Annotated in this window: 20 protein-coding genes; 18 read left to right on the top strand and 2 right to left on the bottom strand. The window is 38.2% G+C overall.

Features of this window, described 5'->3' with window-relative positions; all coding sequences use genetic code 11:
- Positions 1–399: 399 nt before the first annotated feature.
- The 8 genes from F6K23_RS11010 to F6K23_RS11045 all read left to right on the top strand — a co-directional run bounded on the left by F6K23_RS11010 (position 400) and on the right by F6K23_RS11045 (position 4,725).
- The gene (locus F6K23_RS11010; protein WP_293154685.1) at positions 400–1,224 is read left to right on the top strand and encodes an asparagine synthetase B; all 825 of its coding nucleotides are present in this window, start codon (positions 400–402) and stop codon (positions 1,222–1,224) included.
- Between the two features lie 8 nt (positions 1,225–1,232).
- Positions 1,233–2,216, top strand: coding sequence for an asparagine synthase C-terminal domain-containing protein (locus F6K23_RS11015; RefSeq protein WP_293154687.1), 984 nt, complete (start codon positions 1,233–1,235; stop codon positions 2,214–2,216).
- Positions 2,217–2,867: 651 nt separating this feature from the next.
- On the top strand, positions 2,868–3,059 hold the full coding sequence (locus F6K23_RS11020; RefSeq protein ID WP_293154689.1) for a hypothetical protein: 192 nt from the start codon (positions 2,868–2,870) through the stop codon (positions 3,057–3,059).
- Positions 3,060–3,190: 131 nt separating this feature from the next.
- Positions 3,191–3,376 (top strand): hypothetical protein, encoded by a 186-nt coding sequence (locus F6K23_RS11025; RefSeq protein WP_293154691.1) that lies wholly within the window; start codon positions 3,191–3,193, stop codon positions 3,374–3,376.
- A 204-nt stretch (positions 3,377–3,580) separates the two neighbouring features.
- Complete coding sequence (locus tag F6K23_RS11030; protein ID WP_293154693.1) at positions 3,581–3,766, top strand: hypothetical protein; 186 nt, start codon at positions 3,581–3,583, stop codon at positions 3,764–3,766.
- 51 nt (positions 3,767–3,817) lie between these two features.
- The gene (locus tag F6K23_RS11035) at positions 3,818–4,003 is read left to right on the top strand and encodes a hypothetical protein (RefSeq protein ID WP_293154695.1); all 186 of its coding nucleotides are present in this window, start codon (positions 3,818–3,820) and stop codon (positions 4,001–4,003) included.
- Positions 4,004–4,174: 171 nt separating this feature from the next.
- Positions 4,175–4,360, top strand: a complete 186-nt coding sequence (locus F6K23_RS11040) for a hypothetical protein (protein WP_293154697.1) — start codon at positions 4,175–4,177, stop codon at positions 4,358–4,360.
- Between the two features lie 170 nt (positions 4,361–4,530).
- On the top strand, positions 4,531–4,725 hold the full coding sequence (locus F6K23_RS11045; RefSeq protein ID WP_293154700.1) for a bacteriocin: 195 nt from the start codon (positions 4,531–4,533) through the stop codon (positions 4,723–4,725).
- Between the two features lie 613 nt (positions 4,726–5,338).
- Here the strand turns inward: F6K23_RS11045 and F6K23_RS11050 are convergent.
- On the bottom strand, positions 5,339–5,629 hold the full coding sequence (locus F6K23_RS11050; protein ID WP_293154703.1) for a GIY-YIG nuclease family protein: 291 nt from the start codon (positions 5,627–5,629) through the stop codon (positions 5,339–5,341).
- Positions 5,630–6,403: 774 nt separating this feature from the next.
- On the opposite strand from F6K23_RS11050, the gene F6K23_RS11055 reads away from it, so the two are divergent.
- The 7 genes from F6K23_RS11055 (at position 6,404) to F6K23_RS41740 (ending at position 16,717) form a co-directional block, all read left to right on the top strand.
- On the top strand, positions 6,404–8,611 hold the full coding sequence (locus F6K23_RS11055) for a PhoX family phosphatase (protein WP_293154705.1): 2,208 nt from the start codon (positions 6,404–6,406) through the stop codon (positions 8,609–8,611).
- A 1,257-nt stretch (positions 8,612–9,868) separates the two neighbouring features.
- Complete coding sequence (locus F6K23_RS11060) at positions 9,869–11,602, top strand: iron uptake porin (protein WP_293154708.1); 1,734 nt, start codon at positions 9,869–9,871, stop codon at positions 11,600–11,602.
- Positions 11,603–12,417: 815 nt separating this feature from the next.
- Complete coding sequence (locus F6K23_RS11065; protein ID WP_293154711.1) at positions 12,418–12,549, top strand: hypothetical protein; 132 nt, start codon at positions 12,418–12,420, stop codon at positions 12,547–12,549.
- A 56-nt stretch (positions 12,550–12,605) separates the two neighbouring features.
- On the top strand, positions 12,606–13,490 hold the full coding sequence (gene lgt / locus F6K23_RS11070; RefSeq protein ID WP_293154714.1) for a prolipoprotein diacylglyceryl transferase: 885 nt from the start codon (positions 12,606–12,608) through the stop codon (positions 13,488–13,490).
- A gap of 1,428 nt (positions 13,491–14,918) precedes the next feature.
- The gene (gene cobM / locus F6K23_RS11075) at positions 14,919–15,719 is read left to right on the top strand and encodes a precorrin-4 C(11)-methyltransferase (RefSeq protein ID WP_293154717.1); all 801 of its coding nucleotides are present in this window, start codon (positions 14,919–14,921) and stop codon (positions 15,717–15,719) included.
- A gap of 398 nt (positions 15,720–16,117) precedes the next feature.
- Positions 16,118–16,396, top strand: a complete 279-nt coding sequence (locus F6K23_RS41735) for a hypothetical protein (protein ID WP_367267684.1) — start codon at positions 16,118–16,120, stop codon at positions 16,394–16,396.
- On the top strand, positions 16,397–16,717 hold the full coding sequence (locus tag F6K23_RS41740; RefSeq protein ID WP_367267685.1) for a hypothetical protein: 321 nt from the start codon (positions 16,397–16,399) through the stop codon (positions 16,715–16,717).
- A 439-nt stretch (positions 16,718–17,156) separates the two neighbouring features.
- Here F6K23_RS41740 and F6K23_RS11085 read toward each other — a convergent pair whose 3' ends face one another.
- On the bottom strand, positions 17,157–17,399 hold the full coding sequence (locus tag F6K23_RS11085) for a hypothetical protein (protein WP_293154720.1): 243 nt from the start codon (positions 17,397–17,399) through the stop codon (positions 17,157–17,159).
- Between the two features lie 750 nt (positions 17,400–18,149).
- Here F6K23_RS11085 and F6K23_RS11090 point away from each other — a divergent pair.
- From F6K23_RS11090 to F6K23_RS11100, 3 genes are all read left to right on the top strand, one after another.
- Positions 18,150–19,493 carry a TIGR03279 family radical SAM protein gene (locus F6K23_RS11090; protein WP_293154722.1) on the top strand — a complete coding sequence of 448 codons (1,344 nt, stop codon included), beginning with the start codon at positions 18,150–18,152 and terminating at the stop codon, positions 19,491–19,493.
- Between the two features lie 287 nt (positions 19,494–19,780).
- A complete protein-coding gene (locus F6K23_RS11095; RefSeq protein WP_293154725.1) occupies positions 19,781–21,064 on the top strand; it encodes a transposase in 1,284 nt (427 codons plus the stop codon).
- Between the two features lie 49 nt (positions 21,065–21,113).
- A partial coding sequence (locus tag F6K23_RS11100; protein WP_293154728.1) for a hypothetical protein occupies positions 21,114–22,663 on the top strand: 1,550 nt, incomplete at its 3' end.

Consider the following 22,663-nt stretch of genomic DNA (forward strand, 5'->3'; position numbering starts at 1 on the left):
ATCCCAATCCCAATACTAGAGATTGCTTCCCTGACGGAATGCTTCGCAAACCCTGTCGCTCGCAATGACAATGTGAAAATGTCATTGCGAGGGGGGTGAGAAACACTAGAAGTCTATAGTTAGCATTTTCACCCCCCGAAGCAATCTCAATCCCAATACTAGAGATTGCTTCCCTGACGGAATGCTTCGCAAACCCTGTCGCTCGCAATGACAATTTGAGATTGCTTCCCTGTCGGTCGCAATGACCAAAATATATACTGCGTAAGTCCTGTTTAATATTTGTCAACCATCAACTTTGTAACTGCTGAGTAGCGATCGCCCATAGATTGTACTAGATTGTAGGGTATGATTTGTGGGTAGTTAGTCGCACACTCCAAATTAAAGTAGGAAAATAGAAAAATGTGTGGTTTTGCTGGTTTTGTGAATTTCAAAAAAAAGAGTGAGGAAGCAGATGCTAATCAGCAGATTTTGCAACGCATGGCTAAACAACTAGAGCGACGCGGACCAGATGATAAGCAAATTATTCAATCTGGAGCTATTTCCATTGTGTTTCGCAGACTTTCTATCGTTGATTTAGCTGGAGGTTCTCAGCCAATTTGGAATGATAAGGGAACAGCATTTGTAGCTGTTAATGGCGAAATATATAATCATCAAGAATTAAAGTCTCAACTTGCAATTCCTTATAATTTTAGGACTCAATCTGATTGTGAAATAATATTACCTTTATATCAAGAGTATGGAGAAAAAGCTCTGGAAAAAGTTAATGGAATGTTTGCTCTTGCGGTTTGGGATAGTAAACAACAGGAATTATTTTTAGCACGAGATAGATTTGGTATTAAGCCACTTTATTATTGGATTGGAGATGATATTTTTGTGTTTGGTTCAACTTTGTGGTCAGTGCTTTGTCATCCTCAAGTTCCCAACCAGTTAGATTGGAATATGGCAGACCGTTTAAATAAAAGTGGGGGATATATAATCCCTGAAGAGACTGGTGTTGGTACAATCAAACAGTTGTTAGGAGGACATTGGCTAAAATGGGGGAAAAATCAGCAAACTACTCCAAAGTGCTATTGGAATCTTAACTCCTACTTTGGCACTATGAATCTACAAAAAACAGCTCAAGAACATATTTTGAATTATCAAAATTTGTTGGTTGATAGCGTGCAAAAGCGATTGATGAGTGATGTACCAGTGGGTGTTATGTTGAGTGATTTGAGTGGATAGATTCTGGATTGGTAGCTGCGATCGCTTCTCAGAAACAACCATTGCATCTTTTCTTTGGAATTTCAGAATTAGCAGAGCAAAATGGTGATGCTAAAGCTGCACGAGAACTTAGCGAATATCTGGGATTACCATTACATATCGTTGATATCGATCCAGTTAATTTATTAGAACGGTTAAACTTTTCCCTAAAAGATTTTGAATATTATATCTGGATGTTAGAATCTTTTAGACCTGATATTAGTAGTATTATTGAGTGGTCATTTAAGCACGAAATTTATCAACAAGTTCGTGCCATAGTACCAGATTTAAAAGTATTATTACTTGGACAAGGTGCTGATGAATTTGCCGGGGGTTATTCAACCATTAAAATAACTGATTTACCGGATAAAGAAACTAAATTAGTAAATTCTTGGAATGAATATAAACAACAGTGCCAAAATCAATTCGAGAATTTAGGAATTGCAGAAAAAGACAATTTTTTTCACCTGGAAATGCAGCTCCGTTTAAGAAGTTTGCAGAACCATAACTTGCATGGAGAAGATCGAACTTCAGCTAGTCATGGACTCGAAGTTCGAGTTCCTTTTTTAGACCACCGCTTAGTTGGTTATTTAGCTGCTATTCCTACTGAACTTCATCAAGATTTATTTTGGCGTAAAACTATTGTCAGACAGTCTGCTATTGATTTTATGCCGGAAAGCTATCGAGAACGGGATAAATCTTACGGTGTTTTACCATTAACTTGGCAAAAAGGTTTTCTGCGACAATTAGTAACTCATGGTTTTACAGAATTTCAAGAAAAATATCTAGAAGATTTTTGTCATAAATATGTTGCCGAATCAGCTCACGAATCATTTAAGAAAAGGTTAGAAAGTTGGTATATTAATGTTCAAAATGACAGTGAAGAATGGCAAGAATCAGCGATTAGACTAACTAATATCATGTCAACTGTTATTTTTAACAATTTGTGCCAAACTAGAGTGCAACAAAATTGATGATTTCAAAGTCAAAAATAAGAATTTTTAAGTCAAAAGCATTTCAATTCAAAAGTCAAAAGTTAAAATTGATCGGGGTTGTATTACCAAACAGGTACACAATCAATAGACTTGTCGCTTTATCAGCGGTTTTCATTTGAATAGACCACAGTAGGGACGTTGCATGCAACGTCCCTACTGGTTTATCATTTTTTTAGTGTGGTTCATTAACCTGAAAAGCGCTTTATGAATTTTAAAAATCTCAAAATCCTTGATCAAGAGTATGAAATACTGGGAATTATTGTTCTGTCTGAGTTTGAGAGATTTTTTCTATCTATATTAGCGACAAGTCTAAATATATGGTTTAAATGCTTAACAGCTTAGGATTGCTATACCATTACAGCGCTTTTCAGATTGATGAACCACATATTCACAAGCAAAACCTAGTAGGGACGTTCCATGGAACGTCCCTACTGTGGTTTACTGAAATGAAAACCGCTGTAATGAAAAAAGATTGTATGAACATTAAATAATTATTAAACTATATTGACAAGCATTATCTTATAGCATATAATAATAAGTTTTTATCATTATATTCCGTGACTACCCCCTCGCGTCAGGGCTAAGTCAGGGAATAGGAATATAATCAACAGTAAGATACTGGAGTTGAAAATGTTTACAAATAAGACCAAATCAAACCAACAAGGAAATCACACTCATAAAACAACGAAAAAATCAGCCCAAACACATCAAGCAGCGGACTGCCAAGGGGCTACAATACCCGACCATGAACTCTTGAGTGACAGCGATCTGGACGCGATAACTGGTGGATTATGTTTGGGGCCAGTTTGTCTACATTTTTAACTTTCCTGGCGGGAAGTCCCGCGCTCTCCCGCAGGGGAGCGTCGGCAGTTGGACTTCCGCTTGGATAAGTTTGGCACGACGACCCTCACTACCTGTTTTAATTGATAACACTTTTCATAAAACCAAAAAAAATGAACAATCGTACTAAAAACAATTCTATTCGCCCACACCAAATCTCTAAACCTACTCTGTCCAATTCCCTCCAACCCCAAAAACCAACTCCAGGCAACCAGGAGCCAGAGCGGGATTTTGTACAACTCGGAGAAGAGCAATTAGATGCAATCGCTGGCGGGTTTCATGTTCATATACATTTTTAGATAACCCTCACTACCTGTTTTAATATACGGCGTTGCTGAATTGAGGGATGAATCTTCAGTGGGACGGGCATCCTGCCTGTCTGAAAATATCAACAACGGGCAAGATGCCCATTCCACAAAAGTATTAATAACGGGCAAGATGCCCATTCCACAGCGCATTTATGCAGCCCCTAATTGACAACACTTTTCGTCAAACCAAAAAAAATGAACAATCGTACTAAAAACAATTCTATTCGCCCACACCAAATCTCTAAATCTACTCTACCAAACTCCCTCCAACCCCAAAAACAGACTCCGAACAACCACAAGTCTGACCAGGATTTTGTACAACTCGGAGAAGACCAATTAGATGAAATCGCCGGTGGCTTTAAGATTCATATACATTTTTGACGACCCTCACTACCTGTTTGAATTGACAACACTTTTCGTAAAACAAAAAAAATGAACAATCGTACTAAAAACAATTCTATTCGCCCACACCAAATCTCTAAATCTACTCTACCAAACTCTCTCCAATCCCAAAAACCAACTCCAGGCAACCAGGAGCAAGAGCGGGATTTTCTAGAACTCGGAGAAGACCAATTAGATGAAATCGCCGGTGGCTTTCATATTCATGTTCATTTTTAGATAACCCTCACTACCTGTTTGAATTTACATAAGACTTACGCATGAACGCTATTGGTAGGGTGTGTTTCCGCTAAGAGCGGACATGAAAAGCGGTAGCGTAACGCACCAATACTTCTTATGTAGTGCCTTTGCGTAAGTCCTGTTACAGCACTTTTCATAAAACCAAAAAAAATGAACAATCGTACTAAAAACAATTCTCTTCGCCCACACCAAATCTCTAAACCTACTCTGTCCAATTCCCTCCAATCCCAAAAACCAACTCCAGGCAACCAGGAGCCAGATGGGGATTTTCTAGAACTCGGAGAAGACCAATTAGATGCAATCGCTGGGGGCTTTCATATTAGTCTTCATTTTTAGATAACCCTCACTACCTGTTTGAATTTACATAAGACTTACGCATGAACGCTATTGGTAGGGTGTGTTTCCGCTAAGAGCGGACATGAAAAGCGGTAGCGTAACGCACCAATACTTCTTCTGTAGTGCCTTTGCGTAAGTCCTGTTACAGCACTTTTCATAAAACAAAAAAAATGAACAATCGTACTAAAAACAATTCTCTTCAACAAGCCAACTACACTCGTCAAAACGAAAAATTTGGCCAAGTACAAATGGACGCACAGGACGTAGAAGCGATCGCAAGCTACAAGAAATTGACTGATGAGGAGTTGGAGAATATTATAGGTGGTTTTTGTAAAGTAAGAGTTGGTAAGAGATGCCTATCATAGAGTTGATAACGCCCCTACTAGATATAGTGGTTCTGCGTAAGTCTCGAACATTAGGACTTACTTATATCTATATATTCTGCATAACATCTGTTGCCTGTGGTGCTCGATCCTGATTAAGGTGTGTTTAGGCAATATTTCTGGAGCCTAACGCACTTTTTTAACCAGATAGACAAACCCTTAGAATTGGGCGATCGCTCTGAGTGTTAACAGAAATAGCTCAATTCTCACTACCTGTTTTAGACGAGGTGGGATGGCAATTACGAGGTGGAAATGTGCGCAGCGAGGGGGTGAGGAAAAATAGAAGTCTAAGGGAGATGAATTTTAGCCCCCCAAAGCTACGATAGATTGCTTTCCTGACGGAATGCTCCGCAAACCCTGTCCCTCGCAATGACGAAGTGAAGTGGAAATGTCCGCAGCGAGGGGGTGGGAAACACCCTCAAGTCTCTGGTGGCTATTTTTCACCCCCCGAAGCAATCTCTAACTTTGAGATTGCTTCATTACGCTGACGCTTCATTCGCAATGACAAGGTTGAATAGTCATTCCCTAAATCTACGAGAGATTGCTTCCCTTCGGTCGCAATGAAAAAATCCTACAACTTTATAATAATCATATTTCAAACTATTTCTAGATACAAATCTTTCCACTCCAAATTCATACTATTAATTAAATTAACTTTTTTCTGTCGAGAACCAGCTTTAATCTGTTTTTCACGAGCGATCGCTTCGGAAGGATTTTCATACATTTCAAAATAAACTAATTTATTAATATTATATTTTTTGGTAAATCCTTCTACTAATTTTGACTTGTGTTCATAAACTCTCTTGATTAAATCGTTGGTTACACCTGTATAAAGAACTGTATTACGCTTATTAGTCATTATGTAAATATAATATTCTTTTGTCATAAAGTCTTGCTGAAAAAATGGGGGATTTTATAATTATAAAATATCAAACAATTTCTTGTTATTCTCCTAAACTACGAGAGATTGCTTTCCTTCGGAATGCTCCGCAAACGCTGCCGCTCGCAATGACGAGGTGAAAATGTCATTGTCACGGGGTTGGGAATGACGAGATGAAAATGTCATTGCGAGGGGGTTGACAAAACTACAAGTCTATGGTTCCAGATTAAACCCCCCGAAGCAATCCCTCAAGCTTCTAGAGATTGCTTCCCTTCGCTCGCAATGACGAGGTGAAAGTGTCATTGTCAGGGGGGTGGGAATGACGAGGTGAAAGTGTCATTGCGAGGGGGTTGACAAAACTACAAGTCTATGGTTCCAGATTAAACCCCCCGAAGCAATCCCCAAAGCTCCTAGAGATTGCTTCCCTCTGGTCGCAATGACGAGGTGAAAATGTCATTGTCAGGGGGGTGGGAATGACGAGGTGAAAGTGTCATTGCGAGGAGGTTGACAAAACTACAAGTCTATGGTTTCAGATTAAACCCCCCGAAGCAATCCCTCAAGCTTCTAGAGATTGCTTCCCTGCCGCTCGCAATGACGAGAGAGATTGCTTTCCTTCGGAATGCTCCGCAAACGCTGCCGCTCGCAATGACGAGAGAGATTGCTTTCCTTCGGAATGCTCCGCAAACGCTGCCGCTCGCAATGACGAGGTGGAAATGTCATTCTGACTCCTGACTCCTGCTTAAAGCTATAGTAAAAAGAGTCAAACTTATTCCTTTGTCTATGAACATTAAACGTCGAGAATTCCTCCTATTTCTTGGAGCAAGTGCCGGAACAATTGCCCTGAGTTCTTGTCAACAACAATCTTCAACTCCAATCACCCAAAAATATCCTATCAGTAGCACTTCAACCAATAATATTAACTTTCAACCAGTTAAAGGTCCAATGCCTTTAGCAAACAAGGAGGGAGAATTTAAGATGGATGATTATAGCACATACGAAGTAATAGATGACTTAATAATTCCAGAAGGTTTTACTTACGATGTTATTGGGTCATGGGGTGACAAAATAGGTGATTCACGTTTTGGCTACAATAACGACTATCTTTCCTACATTGAAACTGGTGAAAATGAAGGATTATTAACCATAAACTTTGAATATATTAGTCCTTTGCCTTGGGTAACAACTTATCAAACAGTTATTGGTAAATCTATGCCTTTTGCAGAATTAGCAGCAGCATTTAGACAGGTAGGAGAATCAGGAATTAATTCTTCAGAATTACTTGAAAATTCCCTGAAACAAAATATTATCGCAACAGCTAAAGAAGCAATGATTGATATGGGAATAGGTGTAATTTCCATACGTCGCGAACCCGATGGAAAATGGGTAAGAACAAATTCAAAATTTGACCGCAGAATAACAGGTATTTCAGGATTAGAAGACGGGCGTTATTTAAAATCAACAGGACCAGCAGTAGCAGTTTTTAATAAAGGGAAAGGCAAAGGTTATAACGATAAATTAGGCGATCGCATCATTGGTAGTTTTGCTAACTGTGCAGGTGGGACTACACCTTGGGGAACAGTATTTAGTGCCGAAGAAAATTTTCAAAATTATGTGATAGAACCAGTCTATCCTGATGGTACTTCTGTTGACCCGACCAGAGAAAAATCCCTCTTTATTGGTGAAAGAGGAGTCGCTGGTCTGGGAAGTGTATTTGGTTTAGCTGGTAATAAGTATGGTTGGATGGTAGAAGTAGACCCAGCTAACCCTGATGACTATGGTACAAAACATACTTGGTTAGGTCGTTATCGCCACGAAGCAGTCGGTATTAGAGTAGAAACTGATAAACCATTAGCATTTTATTCCGGATGCGATCGCCGTAGCGGTCACCTATATAAATTTGTGAGTAAAGATAAAGTAAAAGACCCTACTGATAAAGCTAACTCTCAACTTTTGACGGATGGAATGTTATATGGTGCTAAATTTAATCCTGATGGTACAGGTAGTTGGATTTCCCTGCAACCTGATACTCCCGTGAATCCAGATTTACCAGAAGTCCATGTTAACAATATGATTAATCTACCCCAAAGACCTGATGGTGGTAGCTTCAAAGCGATAACTGCTCAAGAAGTAGAAAGGTTCAAACAGAAATATAAAACTCTGGGGGACCTGTATAAAGGTAATGCTGAACAGAAACAAGGAGCTATTCTCATTGATGCTCATCTAGCTGCTAATGCTGCTGGGGTTACTTGTACAGCACGTCCCGAAGATACTCAGGTAGATAAAAATGGTAATTTATTTATTGCCTTTACCTCCGGGTCTCCCAGTAAATATGATGGCAGTCCAGACAAACGTATATTTAAAGGTCCTGACGGTGAAGCTTACGAATTTGGTTGGATCATGCGTTTGACTGAGGATGATAATCAACCAGATGCTATGACATTTAGTTGGGAAATGTTTGCTACTGGGGGCGAACCAATGGAGGGTGGACTAGGATTTTCTAATCCTGACAATTTAGAATTTGATCAACAGGGTAATCTGTGGATGGTGACAGATATTAGTACCAGTAAGCATAATAAAATAGTGCCTATGAACCGAATGGGTAAGGATGGCAAACCAATAAACCAGTCTACTCTTTGTGGTTTATTTGGTAATAATTCTATCTGGAAAATTCCTACTTCTGGTCCTAATGCTGGAGAAGCTTACTTGTTTGGAATAGCACCAACAGAAAGTGAAACTTGTGGGCCTTTCTTTACCAAAGACCAGAAAACCTTGTTTTTAGCTATTCAACATCCAGGAGAATATAACGGTATTCGCCAGAATATGACTTCAGAAGCTCGTCAGTTGGCAATGAAAACTACAGATGGTTCAGATTTTGTCCAGACTCGTATGGTGCCTATGGGGTCTAATTGGCCAACTAAACAAGTTAACGATCCTCCGAAACCTTCAGTTGTGGCTATTCGTCGATTGGATTCAACACCTATTACTTAATATCAGGGAACAGGGAACACAGGGAACAACGAAAAACATTTCCCTGTCTAAGATTCATCATCACTCTATGTCCATACTTACCTATGTATTGCTTTTGTGTGTAGAAATTGAAAAACTGAAAAAGGATAAATAGTTATAAGTTGGTCGTTAAATCGAATTATTTTTTAATTTGACGTTATTATTTTAATTTCATATTTTACTATCAGTTTGTCTTACTATTCTTTTCCTGCTTAGTTTTTGGCTTTTTTTCAGAAAAAAATATTCTGAAAATTAGGTTGCAAATTGTCAAATTAGGTGTAAAATTTGCGACGAGACCGTAATTTTTACCTGAAAAACACAGGAGCATGAAAGCCATCGTCCTTTAAGCTATGGATGAAAGGCGAGGAGTCGGATTTTAATCCGAAGTATTTGATCTTACAAAAGCAAGCAGAAAGCTAATTTTAGACTTAAGCAGACTGTGTAGGGGCACTTTTACTTGTCCCCAAAGATTATATCTTTGGTCAGCTAAGAAGAGACGGATCAACACAGATAAATCCGTGTTGGGTAGTATCTACTTAGAATCCCCTCGGCAACAGCTGTGGGGGAATAGTCAAAAATTAAGGAAAAATCTAATTTCTAATGTGGCATCTTAAGCTCATCTCTTGTAAACAAACTGTATATACAGACAAAATAACTAAACTGTGATATAGAGAAGAGAATAATGGTTGAGCTTTTCGTAAAGAAATACTTACCACTCGTGAAAGCTAACAAAAAAAAGTAAACTCACAGCTAGATTTCGGTCTATGCCGAGGAGTTTAGGAGTCTGCCCTTCAGGCTTTAAGCAAATGTGGATTTATGAGGGGCTGTATGCGGAATTTACTTCCGCACATTTATTCGCCCCGTCCCAAATGGGGGTGGACTAACCACAGAATCCAGGGTGTTTCAACCCCTGGAGATGTCAATAATCTCTAAATATAATCAAACAACTTTTGCAGTTGGCCATTTAAAACTTTAGATCGAAAAAAAATATTAAGACTTATTCAAACCTTTGTTTTTTCGTAAAACAAAAACAAATATAACGCCCTAGTCTTGATATATCAAAACAAAAGTAGAGATTCAGTATAAAAAGGCGGTGGGTCCCATCGTCTCTGTCTGCGGAGGGTTAAGTGTTTGCACTCCCGGTGAAACAGAAAGCCCTATCCGTGAGGTTGGGAAGCCTATATCATAATCTTTGATTTGATGTAGGAGAATGTCACATTGGTGTGAGGGTTAGTAAATATGACAAGACTTATCTGGAAAACTCTAAAATACAGTCCTAGTGTTTTTAGCGCAGCATTATTAATGGCAGGTTCAGCGATCGCTGCTGAAGCTCCTTTACAAACTTTAGGGAGTGGCGAAAATTCGGCAAATCAGAACTTAGCCCAAAGTACCATAGAAAATCCATCTTCCTTTGAAATAGCTCAAATAGATATTCGCTCAATGCCCATGGATGACCCTTCATTGGCACCAGTGGCAGTATCAGACTTAGAAGATGGAGATTCACTAGATCAGGTAACATCCGTAACTCAGTTATCAGATGTACAACCGACAGACTGGGCATTCCAAGCACTACAATCCTTGGTAGAGCGTTATGGTTGTATCGCAGGTTATCCTGATGGGACTTATAAGGGAAATCGAGCGATGACCCGTTATGAGTTTGCAGCAGGTTTGAATTCTTGTTTAGACCGAATTACAGAATTAATTGCGGCCGCAACTTCTGACCTAGTAACTAGAGAAGATTTAGCAGTTTTACAAAGACTGCAAGAGGAATTTGCAGCAGAATTAGCTGCTTTGCGAGGACGAGTAGATGCTCTAGAAGCTAGAACCGCAGAACTAGAAAATAATCAGTTCTCCACTACGACCAAACTTAACGGAGAGGTTTTGTTTTGGTTGAGCGATACCTGGGGAGAACAAGCTGAGGGACGCGGAAGATCCGGCAGTGATGAGGACGAAACTCAGACAACCTTTGGTTATCGGGTTCGTTTGAACTTTGATACCAGTTTTACAGGAGAAGACCGCTTAAGAACTCGTCTACAAGCTAATAACATTCCTAACTATAGCGGTGGAAGTTTGACCAATAGTTTAATGACTCGTTTAGCTACAGATAGTAGCCCAGATGATGATGTTTCCATTGGTAAGTTGGCCTATCGTTTTCCTGTACTAAATGGTAGAGGTGAAATAGAACTAGCTGCTACAGGCTATGGTATTGATGACTTTATCGGAGTTATTACACCTCTAGAAAGTAGTGGTGCTGGTGCTATTTCCAGATTTGGACGATTCAACCCTATTTATTATCGTGCTCCTTCTGATGCTGGTGTTAAGTTTGCCTACGCTTTCAATGATGCAATTCAGGTAACTGTGGGTTATGCTGCACCAGATAAGGAAGATCCTCGAGAAGGTAGAGGTGCTTTTAATGGTTCATTTAGTGGATTTGGCCAGTTTACAATTGAACCAAATGACAAACTTGCTTTTCAAGTCGGTTATTTGCGCGGCTATCATACGAAAAATGATGTTAACTTGACCGGAAGTACAGGTAGTTTTCTAGCCAGAGATCCTTTTGATGGTAGAGCAACTACCACAGATACTATTAACTTTGAGGCTCAATGGAGAGTTACTGATGGCTTTCAGATAGGTGGTTGGGGCGGTACTTTATTTGCCCGTCCTGAAGATGATGATGATACTGATGATATCACTATTATTACTGGTGCTTTGACTTTAGCTTTCCCAGACCTACTGAAAGAAGGTAGTCTAGGAGGTATTATTGTTGGTGTACCACCAATTGTTACTGATGGTGGTGATAATGATGATTTGAAAGATGATGATACTTCTATACATATTGAAGCTTTTTATCGCTTCCAAATGAACGACAATATCGCTATTACTCCCGGTGTATTTGTGATTACAAATCCTAACCACATTGAGGATAATGACACTCTTTGGGTCGGTACATTAAGAACTCAATTCAGATTCTAAAACTTTGAATTAACAACAAGAAATATATTAGTTAGTCAGATTCCATTATTTCGACAACTTTGGCAATTTAGTAAATGATAGAACAACCGATTAGCTAGTCAGTTTCTGGAATAGTTTTATACCCCCTAGCTAGCCTTTAGAAGTGCTGATTAAAAGCTAAGGGGTTTAATTTTTGGCTTGCTGAATAAATGTATGATTTTAAAGGAGTCATACCATTTCTCAAAAGTCTTGCTACATCTCCTTGAGAGTAGGGAGTAGGGAGTAGGGAGTAGGGAGTAGGGTGAAAAGACATAAGATATTTTGGTTTAATGCCGATAATCTTTATAAATATTACTGAAGCATTATTATTACTTAATAACTTAAGTTCATCGGAAGTATAGCATTATTTTTGGGAATTGGTATCAGTAGGGGTGTTAACGATAGTTATGCGAAGCAAACGCGTTTCTTGCGTATACTTCGCATAACTATCGTACAGGAGTCAGAAAGGAGTTTTTCGGTGACTAAATAGAAAGAAATAGGTATAATTTGCACTATTGTTTTGACTGTATAACCGGATTTCATATCAGCAGTCAGCATTGAAAGGTTTTCAAGCAGACAGAGATTTTAATGCTGCTGTCAACCTGAAAAACTATGTGTATCAGTAGCTTGAGTTTCAAGCGATTTTAAGCCTGTGGAGAGAATAAGTTACAGACTGCGGTCAGTGGTTCTCACAGAAGCAGGAAGCTAGCTCCAAAGCTCAAAATCTCATTTGGGTAAGTTTGGGTAAGTTTAGTAGAACGGAAAAACTATTTATATCATGTCCGGATAAATTAGTGATGAAAAAATTTTCTCCTCTTGCTCTTTCTTCTTCCTTCCTGACTCCTATCTCGTTATTTATAACTATTCAACCAGACATAATATTACTTAACTATATGCTGTGCGATCGCTATATTCCTCAAAATTTCTAACTTTTGACTTTTAGCTATTAAGGTATTCTTATTAAGTAATTTTTCTATGTAAATCTATGATATTAGAGATTCCCATATTACCTTTAGGCTTTCAATTTACTTCTCCTGGTCCAATTATTTTTGAATTGGGGCCTTTGGCAGTCCGTTGGTATGGACTTTTAATTGCCACAGCAGTATTAATCGGAGTTACTCTTTCCCAATATTTGGCTAGACGCCGTCATGTTAACCCTGAGTTATTAGGCGATCTAGTGGTTTGGTTGGTATTAGCTGCAATTCCTGGAGCAAGGTTGTATTATGTTCTGTTTGAGTGGGAGAAGTACCAACAAAATCCTATAGATATGATTGCAATTTGGAAAGGAGGCATTGCAATTCATGGAGCAATTATTGGTGGAGCAATCGCTGCTTTAATTTTTGCCAGAATTAATAAAATATCTTTCTGGCAATTGGCAGATTTAGTGGCCCCTTCTTTGATTTTGGGACAAGCCATTGGTAGGTGGGGCAATTTTTTCAATTCTGAGGCTTTTGGTAGTCCCACTGATTTACCTTGGAAGTTATATATTCCTCCAGAACGTCGTCCATCGGAATTAGTAAATTTTGATTATTTTCATCCCACTTTCTTATATGAGTCTCTATGGAATTTGATGGTATTTGGACTATTACTATTCCTATTTTTTAGAGATTTGCGGGGTAGATATCGACTTAAAGTAGGGACTTTATTTCTTGTTTATATGGCAGCTTATAGTAGTGGACGAATTTGGATTGAGGGATTACGGACTGATAGTTTGATGTTAGGGCCACTGCGAATTGCCCAATTTGTGAGTTTAGCTGGAATTTTGTTGGGGTTAGCAGGTTTGGCTTGGCTATATTTGTTGAAGCGACCTTTACCTGATATATGGCCTTCAGAGAATAGGTATAGGGAGGAAGAGACGCAAAGAGATTGAAATGCTAATGAAGAAGGAAGAAGGAAAATTGGATGGCGATAGTCTTCGACACGCTACTTCGTGTCTTATCGCCCCAAACAATTTTCAGCACCCCCGTTGACGGTGCAGGGTCAATTTATCTCAACGTTGGTTGAAGACCCGCGCTCTCCCGACGCTCCCCTTCGGGATGAAAACCAATCAATCTTGCAGTTTTACAGATAATTTGTTAAAATAGAATACTCAACCAAAAACCAAGGTTGAGATTACTATTGTTTTTTTCAAGTCCCGTCGCCGAGGGGCACTCGGAGACGTTAAACGGACACAGAGGAAGCGTTAGACTGGCATTGCCAGCATTTTCCAGTGAGGTGTCAACCCGCCCTGAGTCGTTCAGTCAGCTTAGTCTGTTTGATTGGTGGATGGGAATCCCGCGCTGTCTCGCAGAGCAGCGTCGGGAGGATGTCAATGTCATTAGAAATTGATGAGGGGATGGGGAGATGGAGAGATTTGTATATTTGCACAATTTTTTGTATTTCATATTAATATTCTCTGACGACAAAGAATTAGCCTTGCCGTTGACAGTGGGATATTAAACCCGCAAAAGAAAAGATATAGCGCTGTGCGCAGGCAACAGCTCCGAAAGGCAACAGGCAACAGCTCATCTGGGGGAATCAAAAGCTGATAATATTAAGACTTTTAGCTATTGCACACCTCCTGTCATTTGTAAATATGCCAGCGCACATTGCTATAAAGAAAGCTCTAGACAAAAAGTCCAGAGCTATACCAGGGTGCATCTACCATTCCTTTTCTCTGAATATAGGTACTAACATCAGGAAAAATCACGAATACTGAAGAAAATTTTTTGGCTAATAAATTTCAATAGATATCTCCAGAAAATAAACTTGCTTTTTATTTAAGATAAGCTAGAGTTGTAAAAGTCACTGAAAAATCATTTTTCGTATCTTTGGCGTGAAAATTTATTCCCTGTTCCCTGTTCCCTGTTCCCTACTGTGTGCAAAAAGTCTATAGAACCCATTTGAGAACTATACAATTATGTAGTCAAGTCTTTTCGCGCATCAATGAGTGAGGAAAAATCATCTGAAGGAGTGTTGAATTTTTTGTATTATCTCTCCCCACATCTTCCCTCTTACCGAATTATTAATAATTAATAATTAATTATTAAATAATTCGCGCCTTGAAGCCTCTCCTTGATCGGGGAAAAAAGCGGTCAAGGGATGGCGAGGTCTCCTCGCCATATCCAATCGACTCCTGTGAAGAAATAATATTTCCTTATATTCAATTCCGTAGCGGTTAAAACCCGAGGTAATTATCAATTATCCATGATCAATTAATGAACTCCTGTCTCCAGTATAGCTGTCTCCTGTCTCCTAACTCCTTGCTAAATTTATGAAGATACGATCGGGGGTTCTATATCTTTTTCGGAGAGGTCTAATGAATAATACAGAAAGTCTTGAAGCAGCAGTCTACATTGTAGGGGCAGGTCCAGGAGACCCGGATCTATTAACGGTGAAGGCTTATAAAATCTTGGCGAAAGCAGATGTGATTCTATATGCAGATTCTTTGGTACCCAAGCAAATGTTACGAGATGTACGTCCTGATGCTGAGGTTATTGGAACGGCAAATAAAACCCTAGAGGATATTTTGCCTTTAATGATAGACCGAGTGAGAAAAGGTTGTTCTGTAGTACGTCTCCATTCTGGAGATCCAAGTTTGTATGGGGCGGTTTATGAACAAATGCAGCTTTTGGCAGAGGCAGAAATTGATTTTGAAATTGTGCCGGGAATTAGCGCATTTCAGGATGCAGCAGCTAAGTTAAAAGTAGAGTTGACTGTACCTGGGTTGGTGCAGACAATTATATTAACTAGGATTAGTGGAAAAGCTACAGGAGTTCCTCCCAGTGAAGAGTTGGGTAGTTTGGCTGCTCACGGGGCAAGTTTATGTTTGTACTTGAGCGCTCGTCATGTTTGGGAAGCACAACAAAAGTTGATAGAACATTACTCGCCTCAAATACCTATTGCAATATGTTATCGCTTGGGATGGCCTGATGAACAGATTTGGGTTGTACCTTTGGAGAAAATGGCTGTTGTTACTGAGGAGAAACAGTTAGTCAGAACAACGCTCTATGTGATTAGTCCAGCGTTGGAGAAAGTGGAAAAAGTGGGGCGTTCTGGTCTTTATAATCCTCAACATACTCATTTATTTCGAGGAAGTAGTTCAACAATTAATAATTAATAATTAATAATTAATTATTAATTATTACCTTTTCTTGAAAACGGATAGGATTGACTCAAAGGAAAATTTTTTCTTGTTTCTCCTTCCAACCTACATGAAGTACAGATATTAACAATTAAATGAATGCAAGTGCGGGCATCTTGCCCGCGATGGATGTACCTCACCAAAGTAGAATCCGCTGTATCTTCACACGTTAACGAGCAGAACAACCCAAAAATAATTAGAACGGGAGCAAGATGATCCAAAATAATTGGAATGGGAGCAAGATGCTCCCACTGGCTATACCGTGACCAAAATAATTGGAACGGGAGCAAGATGCTCCCACTGACTATACTATTACAATGCACAACTACCAATTGATTTCTATATTTTACTTCTTAGGTATTTAATTAATAAAAATGTCTTACAGCGATTTTACATTAGAAAAAATCAAACAAACTTTTGAAATTAATATCAGAGAAGAACAAAACTATTTTGCAAAGATATCGCCATTACAACCTAGTAAATTATTAACAGAAATACTGGATTATAACGTAGCGATCGCTCTAGCAAGTAATAGTGAGAAAGCCCGTTCAGAAATGATAATTGCGCCAATATTAATAGACTTAAAAAGACAAAATAAAGAACAAATAAATATATTTTCAGGCATAGATTTCACAGTGGATCCAGAAACATGATTGAACGGAATTTGTGACTTTTTGATCGCTCAATCTTCGGAAATGTTAATCCTAACAGCTCCAGTAATTGTGATTGTTGAAGCGAAAAAAGAAAACCTTAATTTAGGATTAGGTCAATGTATAGCAGAAATGATAGCAGCTAGAATATTTAACCAGAAAAAAAGTAACAATATTACTACAATTTATGGGGCAATTACATCGGGAACAAACTGGCGATTCTTGAAGCTGGAAGGGGAAAATATTATTATAGACTTAACGGAATATTATCTAAATCAAATTAATCTAATTCTGGGAATATTAGCATCAAGTATAATTAATTAAGAGTAATACAGCAAATTCTATCAGGGGTTAGGTATGGCTATAGCGGGCAAGATTCCCGCACTTGCATTCATTCCCTTGTTAATATCTGTACTTCATATACTTGCTGCTTGATGAGCTTGAGTAACTGCATTCATAATTGTACCAATTTGAGCTTTAACCTCTGCATCTTGAAATAAAAGATTTCCTAAAGTTTGTCCTGCATTTTCAACTAAACTAGCAAAAGTTTTAGATTAATCTGATTAAAGTTTTGATCTAATTCTTTGAACATTGGCTTTGATATACTCTTACCAATTTTAGATGGGATTTTTTTATACTCATGATACATAATCCAAGCAAATATTGGCATTAAAATAATTGCAGTTATAGTACCTGTGCTAAGACCAATACCTGCTTCTCCAATAAACAGAAGAAAATTACTAATTAATACTACTAAAACCAGCTAATCTACAATTTTATGAAATGGTATTCTTAGCAAGAGTTCTCCAACTGCTAGCATAAATTTTGCAGAAATTAACTCAGCTACTACCTTAGCAATAGCTTTTGCTAAAGAACTCCTTAATGCAATAACAAGAGCTTTCTGAAATACAATATTTCCTACAACTACTGTTCCTTGTGTTGCAATAGTTGTGCCAACCAATTTTACAACTGTTTCAACTGATTTTACTGCTGCGCTGTTAGTCAAATAAGAAGAAACATCTTTTGCCGCATCCTGGACAATTTTTTTTACTACTGGTATAGCAGTACGCTTTGCAACTGCTTTAGCAAAATCAACAATTTTACTTTCTTTTACAGCAGCATTAACAAGTGCATCTGCTACTATTCCTTCCTCTAAAATATAGATTGCTAAATGTTGTACTACTAGCTCCTGATTTTCTTGATAAAATTGACTAAAATTCCTAGTAATTATTTTAGTTATATTGCTGGTTAAAATAGAATCTACTCTGTAGCAAACATTTTTTTCAACATAATTACCCTTTCTAATAAAGGTAATAAATTTTCTACCGTACCTGTATCCTTCAGTAGGTTTCCAAGATAATTCATGCTTTTCTGAGTCTATCTTTTTAGAAACAAGAGTTAGACAAGTGAGTGTATCTTGACTACTAACATATTTTTTGATTTCTTATCTAAGACTTATTAGGAAATATTCCTTCTTTTCGGATAGATCATTAATTAACTTATGTAGTATTTCAGAGCTTGCAACTATATCTTTTGCCATAATTTGTATCCTTTGTCCAGTTTTTGAGTGAATAAGTTTCTGTCGGTACTGAATTAGAGCTTTGATAACACCTAATAAAGTGCTTTTATCTGTTACATCCTGTTGGAAACCCAGAAATTCTGAATGTCGATACAAAATTTTATATATACTTAATTAGGTTAAAATATATTTGATAAATGATATAATAAAAAATTTATTTGCTATTAAATATATTAAATGAGTAAAACTTCTATCAAATCTGCTCTAATAACTAAAGTAATTCCCGACTCCATTGCTGCCGAAATAGGTTTTGAACCAGGAGATACGATCGCTTCTATCAACGGACAACAACCACGAGACTTGATCGACTATCAATATATTTGTGCCGATGAATATTTAGAAATAGAAGTCATCGATGCTAAAGGCAAAACTCACCACATCGAAATAGAAAAAGACTACGATGAAGACTTGGGTTTAGAATTTTCTACCGCTCTGTTCGACAGTCTAATTCAATGCAATAACCGTTGTCCGTTTTGCTTCATCGACCAACAACCACCAGGTAAACGAGAAACTCTTTACTTAAAAGATGATGACTATCGTCTCAGTTTCCTCTATGGTTCATACCTAACTCTGACTAACCTTCCCCAACGGGAGTGGGAGAGAATAGAACAAATGCGACTCTCACCACTCTATGTTTCTGTCCACGCTACTGAACCAGAATTGCGATCGCGCCTGCTGAAAAATTCTAGAGCAGGTAAAATACTCGAACAAATTCAGTGGTTTCAACAACGACGACTGCAAATACACGCTCAAGTTGTAGTTTGCCCAGGAATTAATGATGGTATTCATCTGGAACGCACATTATTAGATTTAGCAAAATTTCATACTGGGGAAATTCCGGCAGTAGCATCAGTGGCAGTTGTACCAGTAGGATTAACTCGCTTTCGTCCTAGTTCAGATGAACTAATTCCCGTCACCACTGAAAAAGCGGAGGAAGTCATAGACCAAGTCCAAGAAATTCAAGCTAAACTGAAAGAGACATCTGGGATTAATTGCATCTGGTTAGCTGACGAATGGTTTTTGATTGGCCGTCGAGACCTACCCCCTGCCTCAGAATATGAAGATTATCCTCAAATTGGCAATGGAGTTGGTTCAATTCGGCAGTTTATATCACAATTTGAAGCTGCTGTCAAAGAAATTTTTACTAAGAACATTTACTTAAGCACCCAAAGAAAATTAACCTGGGTAGTAGGAAATGCAGTAGAAAAAGCATTTGCAGCGATCGCCGAACGCCTCAATCAAATTGAAGGACTGGAAGTAAATATGGTGGCCTTATCAAGCAACTATTGGGGACAAAGTATTAGTGTCACTGGATTATTAACAGGCCAAGATTTGCTAGAGGGTTTACAGGGGCGAGACTTAGGGGAAGGAATTATTTTACCTTCAGTAATGCTCAAACCAGGGGATAATCTATTTTTGGATGATATGACCCTAGAAGAATTAGCAGAGCGACTCAAGAAACCTATTTGGCCAGTGGCAGGAGTAGAAGAACTAATTTTGACTGCTATGGGCGATCGCTAATGCCGCTACCTGGAAGTCAAAAGTATTGATTGATAAGACCTTTAGGATTTTGTGACTGGTTAGTTATTTCTGCCATCCTGCACTAATTGAATTTTCAACTTTTGACTTTAGCTGAATAGCCGAGAAGCCTAACGCCAAATCAAAGATTATGGCGTAAGATGAATCGGCGGCCAATTGAATGGGTTCGATGCCTATTAAACTGGCCAACATACCAGCAGAAGCTTTTGCCCTGGTTGAAAAACTTGTATTATGATGTTTGTTGCCTATAACCCCGGAAATTTTCCACCATGCGAACCGCTTACCAATATAAATTAAGGCCCAACAAAAAACAAATAGCCACAATAGAAATGTGGTTAGAATTGTTACGTCGGCAGTACAACTATAGGTTAGGCGAGCGGTTCTCATGGTGGTCAGAAAACCGTTGTCCAGTTAACGCCTGCCCCTTGGTGATGCCCATTCCTCAACTAAGAGAAATTCCAGATTATTACTCTCAAAAACGAGATTTGGTCAATACCAAAGACAAGTTTCCGGAATACAAGCTAATTCATTCTCAGGTATGCCAAGATTGCATAAAACGGGTAAAACTTGCCTTTGATAGATGGTTTAAAGCCGATAAAAATGGACATAAATTAGGGAAACCAAGGTTTAAGGGAAAAGGACGTTATCGCAGTTTTACTTATCCTCAAATAAAACTTGACTGCATTCAAGGAAATAAGATCAACTTACCCAAAATAGGCAATATAAAGTTGATTAAACATCGAACGTTACCTGATGATTTTCAAATTAAAACTGTAACTATTAGTCGTAAAGCTGATGGTTATTATGTAACTTTATCCCTAGAAGACAAATCATTTCCAGCTTTGAGTTGTGAAGTGGAACCTACATTAAAAAATACTCTGGGAATTGATATGGGGTTGAAGGAATTCTTAGTAACAAGTGAAGGAGAGTCTGTCCCCATCCCTCAATACTATCGAAAATCTCAGCAGCGATTAAAGACTCAAAAGAAACGTTTATCTCGAAAGAAAAAAGAGAGTAAAAGGTGGTTAAAAGCTATTCTAGCTGTAGCTAAACAACATAAAAAGGTTTCTGATAAACGTAAAGATTTCCACTTTAAAACAGCCAATGAATTATTATCAAAAGCGGATGTCATCGCCCACGAAAACTTAAACATTAAAGGGCTAGCAAAGACTCGTTTGAGTAAATCAATTAACGATGCTGGATGGGGTCAATTCCTGTCTATTTTAACTGTCAAAGCTGTTAGCGCAGCTCCTCCGCAGGAGGCAAATGCTGGACAGAAAACTATAGGAGTGAACCCTAAAAATACTAGCCAAGATTGCTCAAACTGTGGGGAAAAAGTCAATAAAGAACTAAACATACGAACTCACTCTTGCCCGCACTGCGACATAGTAATAGACCGCGACTTAAATGCAGCGATAAATATAAAAAATAGGGCGGTAGGGCATTCCGTCCTTAAAGCACGCGCTTGCCCGACGGAATACCGGGGTTGGGAAACGAGAAGCCCACACTATAGCGCCAGCAAGCGTGTGGGAGTATGTCACCAAAGCAGTTGACCTGTTGGTTTAAAATATCAGTTGGACTTGGAGACGAAGAAAAAAATCCATGAGTGTTTTTCGTAATGTATTGGTAGTAGGAGCGATCGGAGTAGTTATTTCAAATGCGGGACAGGGGTCTACTGCCCCACCACCTATGAACTCCCAAAGTAATACTCCTAAAAATTCGATTTTAGACCCACAAGAGGTCAAAGAAAAATCTATTGAGGCAACAGAAACTCAAGGAGTCAATTCAGATACTGATTCTTTAGAGGGTATTACTCAATCGAGACATCAAGGTAGTTTATTAGAGAAGTTAAATTTCAATTCTGATTCTCCTTCATTAGGTACAGAAGTACCATCAATAAGACACTCAAAACTCAATAACGGTAAACAATTACCTCAGTCAAAACCTAATCAAGAGGCTATTTCTTCCTTAAAAAAATTTGAAAATATATACAAGAATACAGGTAGTTTGTTGACAGAATTAAAATCCCATAGAAAGGGAGAAAATGTTTCGTCTTCAGCATTACCATTTAAACAAAATATTAATCGTAGTTTAGAAGCTAACAAGAATCAAAATTTTAATGTAGATTCAAAAAATTTGGCTGAGTTAGAGAAATCAAATTCTCGTTTATTGGATTTATTACAGTCAAAGTCAGGTAATTCTCACAGAGAAGCAGATGTTAGTCCGAGTAAGGAAAAAGAATTTGAACAGTCAATTACTCTGGCGGGTAAAGGTGCTGAAAAAGTTGATGTAGAATCGAAAAATGTGGCTGAGTTAGAGAAATCAAATTCTCGTTTATTGGATTTGTTACAGTCAAATTCTGGTAATTCTCCCAGAGCAGCAGAAATTAATCCTGGTAATGAAACAGAATTTCAACAGTCAATTACTTTGGCTGGTAAAGGTGCTGAAAAAACTGATGTAGATTCAAAAAAATTGGCGGAATTAGGGAATTCAAATTCCAGTTTATTGGATTTGTTACAGTCAAAGTCTGGCAATTCTCCCAGAGCAGCAGAAATTAATCCTGGTAATGAAACAGAATTTCAACAGTCAATTACTTTGGCTGGTAAAGGTGCTGAAAAAACTGATGTAGACTCGAAAAAATTGGCTGAGTTAGAGAAATCAAATTCCAGTTTATTGGATTTGTTACAGTCAAAGTCTGGCAATTCTCCCAGAGCAACGGAAATTAATCCTGGTAATGAAACAGAATTTCAACAGTCAATTACTTTGGCTGGTAAAGGTGCTGAAAAAACTGATGTAGACTCGAAAAATGTGGCTGAGTTAGAGAAATCAAATTCTCGTTTATTGGATTTGTTACAGTCAAAGTTAGGTAATTCTGAGTTAGCAACGGAAATTAATCCTGGTAATGAAACAGAATTTCAACAGTCAATTACTTTGGCTGGTAAAGGTGCTGAAAAAGTTGATGTAGAATCGAAAAATGTGGCTGAGTTAGAGAAATCAAATTCCAGTTTATTGGATTTGTTACAGTCAAAGTCTGGCAATTCTCCCAGAGCAGCAGAAATTAATCCTGGTAATGAAACAGAATTTCAACAGTCAATTACTTTGGCTGGTAAAGGTGCTGAAAAAACTGATGTAGACTCGAAAAAATTGGCTGA

The sequence above is a fragment of the Okeania sp. SIO2C9 genome, from assembly GCF_010672455.1.
Taxonomy (GTDB): domain Bacteria; phylum Cyanobacteriota; class Cyanobacteriia; order Cyanobacteriales; family Microcoleaceae; genus Okeania.

Excerpts from the sequence above, each read along its gene's own strand:
- F6K23_RS11010 (WP_293154685.1), top strand. The coding sequence starts at position 400 with ATGTGTGGTTTTGCTGGTTTTGTGAATTTCAAAAAAAAGAGTGAGGAA.
- F6K23_RS11020 (WP_293154689.1), top strand. The coding sequence starts at position 2,868 with ATGTTTACAAATAAGACCAAATCAAACCAACAAGGAAATCACACTCAT.
- F6K23_RS11025 (WP_293154691.1), top strand. The coding sequence starts at position 3,191 with ATGAACAATCGTACTAAAAACAATTCTATTCGCCCACACCAAATCTCT.
- F6K23_RS11030 (WP_293154693.1), top strand. The coding sequence starts at position 3,581 with ATGAACAATCGTACTAAAAACAATTCTATTCGCCCACACCAAATCTCT.
- F6K23_RS11035 (WP_293154695.1), top strand. The coding sequence starts at position 3,818 with ATGAACAATCGTACTAAAAACAATTCTATTCGCCCACACCAAATCTCT.
- F6K23_RS11040 (WP_293154697.1), top strand. The coding sequence starts at position 4,175 with ATGAACAATCGTACTAAAAACAATTCTCTTCGCCCACACCAAATCTCT.
- F6K23_RS11045 (WP_293154700.1), top strand. The coding sequence starts at position 4,531 with ATGAACAATCGTACTAAAAACAATTCTCTTCAACAAGCCAACTACACT.
- F6K23_RS11050 (WP_293154703.1), bottom strand. The coding sequence starts at position 5,629 with ATGACAAAAGAATATTATATTTACATAATGACTAATAAGCGTAATACA.
- F6K23_RS11055 (WP_293154705.1), top strand. The coding sequence starts at position 6,404 with ATGAACATTAAACGTCGAGAATTCCTCCTATTTCTTGGAGCAAGTGCC.
- F6K23_RS11060 (WP_293154708.1), top strand. The coding sequence starts at position 9,869 with ATGACAAGACTTATCTGGAAAACTCTAAAATACAGTCCTAGTGTTTTT.
- F6K23_RS11065 (WP_293154711.1), top strand. The coding sequence starts at position 12,418 with ATGAAAAAATTTTCTCCTCTTGCTCTTTCTTCTTCCTTCCTGACTCCT.
- lgt (WP_293154714.1), top strand. The coding sequence starts at position 12,606 with ATGATATTAGAGATTCCCATATTACCTTTAGGCTTTCAATTTACTTCT.
- cobM (WP_293154717.1), top strand. The coding sequence starts at position 14,919 with ATGAATAATACAGAAAGTCTTGAAGCAGCAGTCTACATTGTAGGGGCA.
- F6K23_RS41735 (WP_367267684.1), top strand. The coding sequence starts at position 16,118 with ATGTCTTACAGCGATTTTACATTAGAAAAAATCAAACAAACTTTTGAA.
- F6K23_RS11090 (WP_293154722.1), top strand. The coding sequence starts at position 18,150 with ATGAGTAAAACTTCTATCAAATCTGCTCTAATAACTAAAGTAATTCCC.
- F6K23_RS11095 (WP_293154725.1), top strand. The coding sequence starts at position 19,781 with ATGCGAACCGCTTACCAATATAAATTAAGGCCCAACAAAAAACAAATA.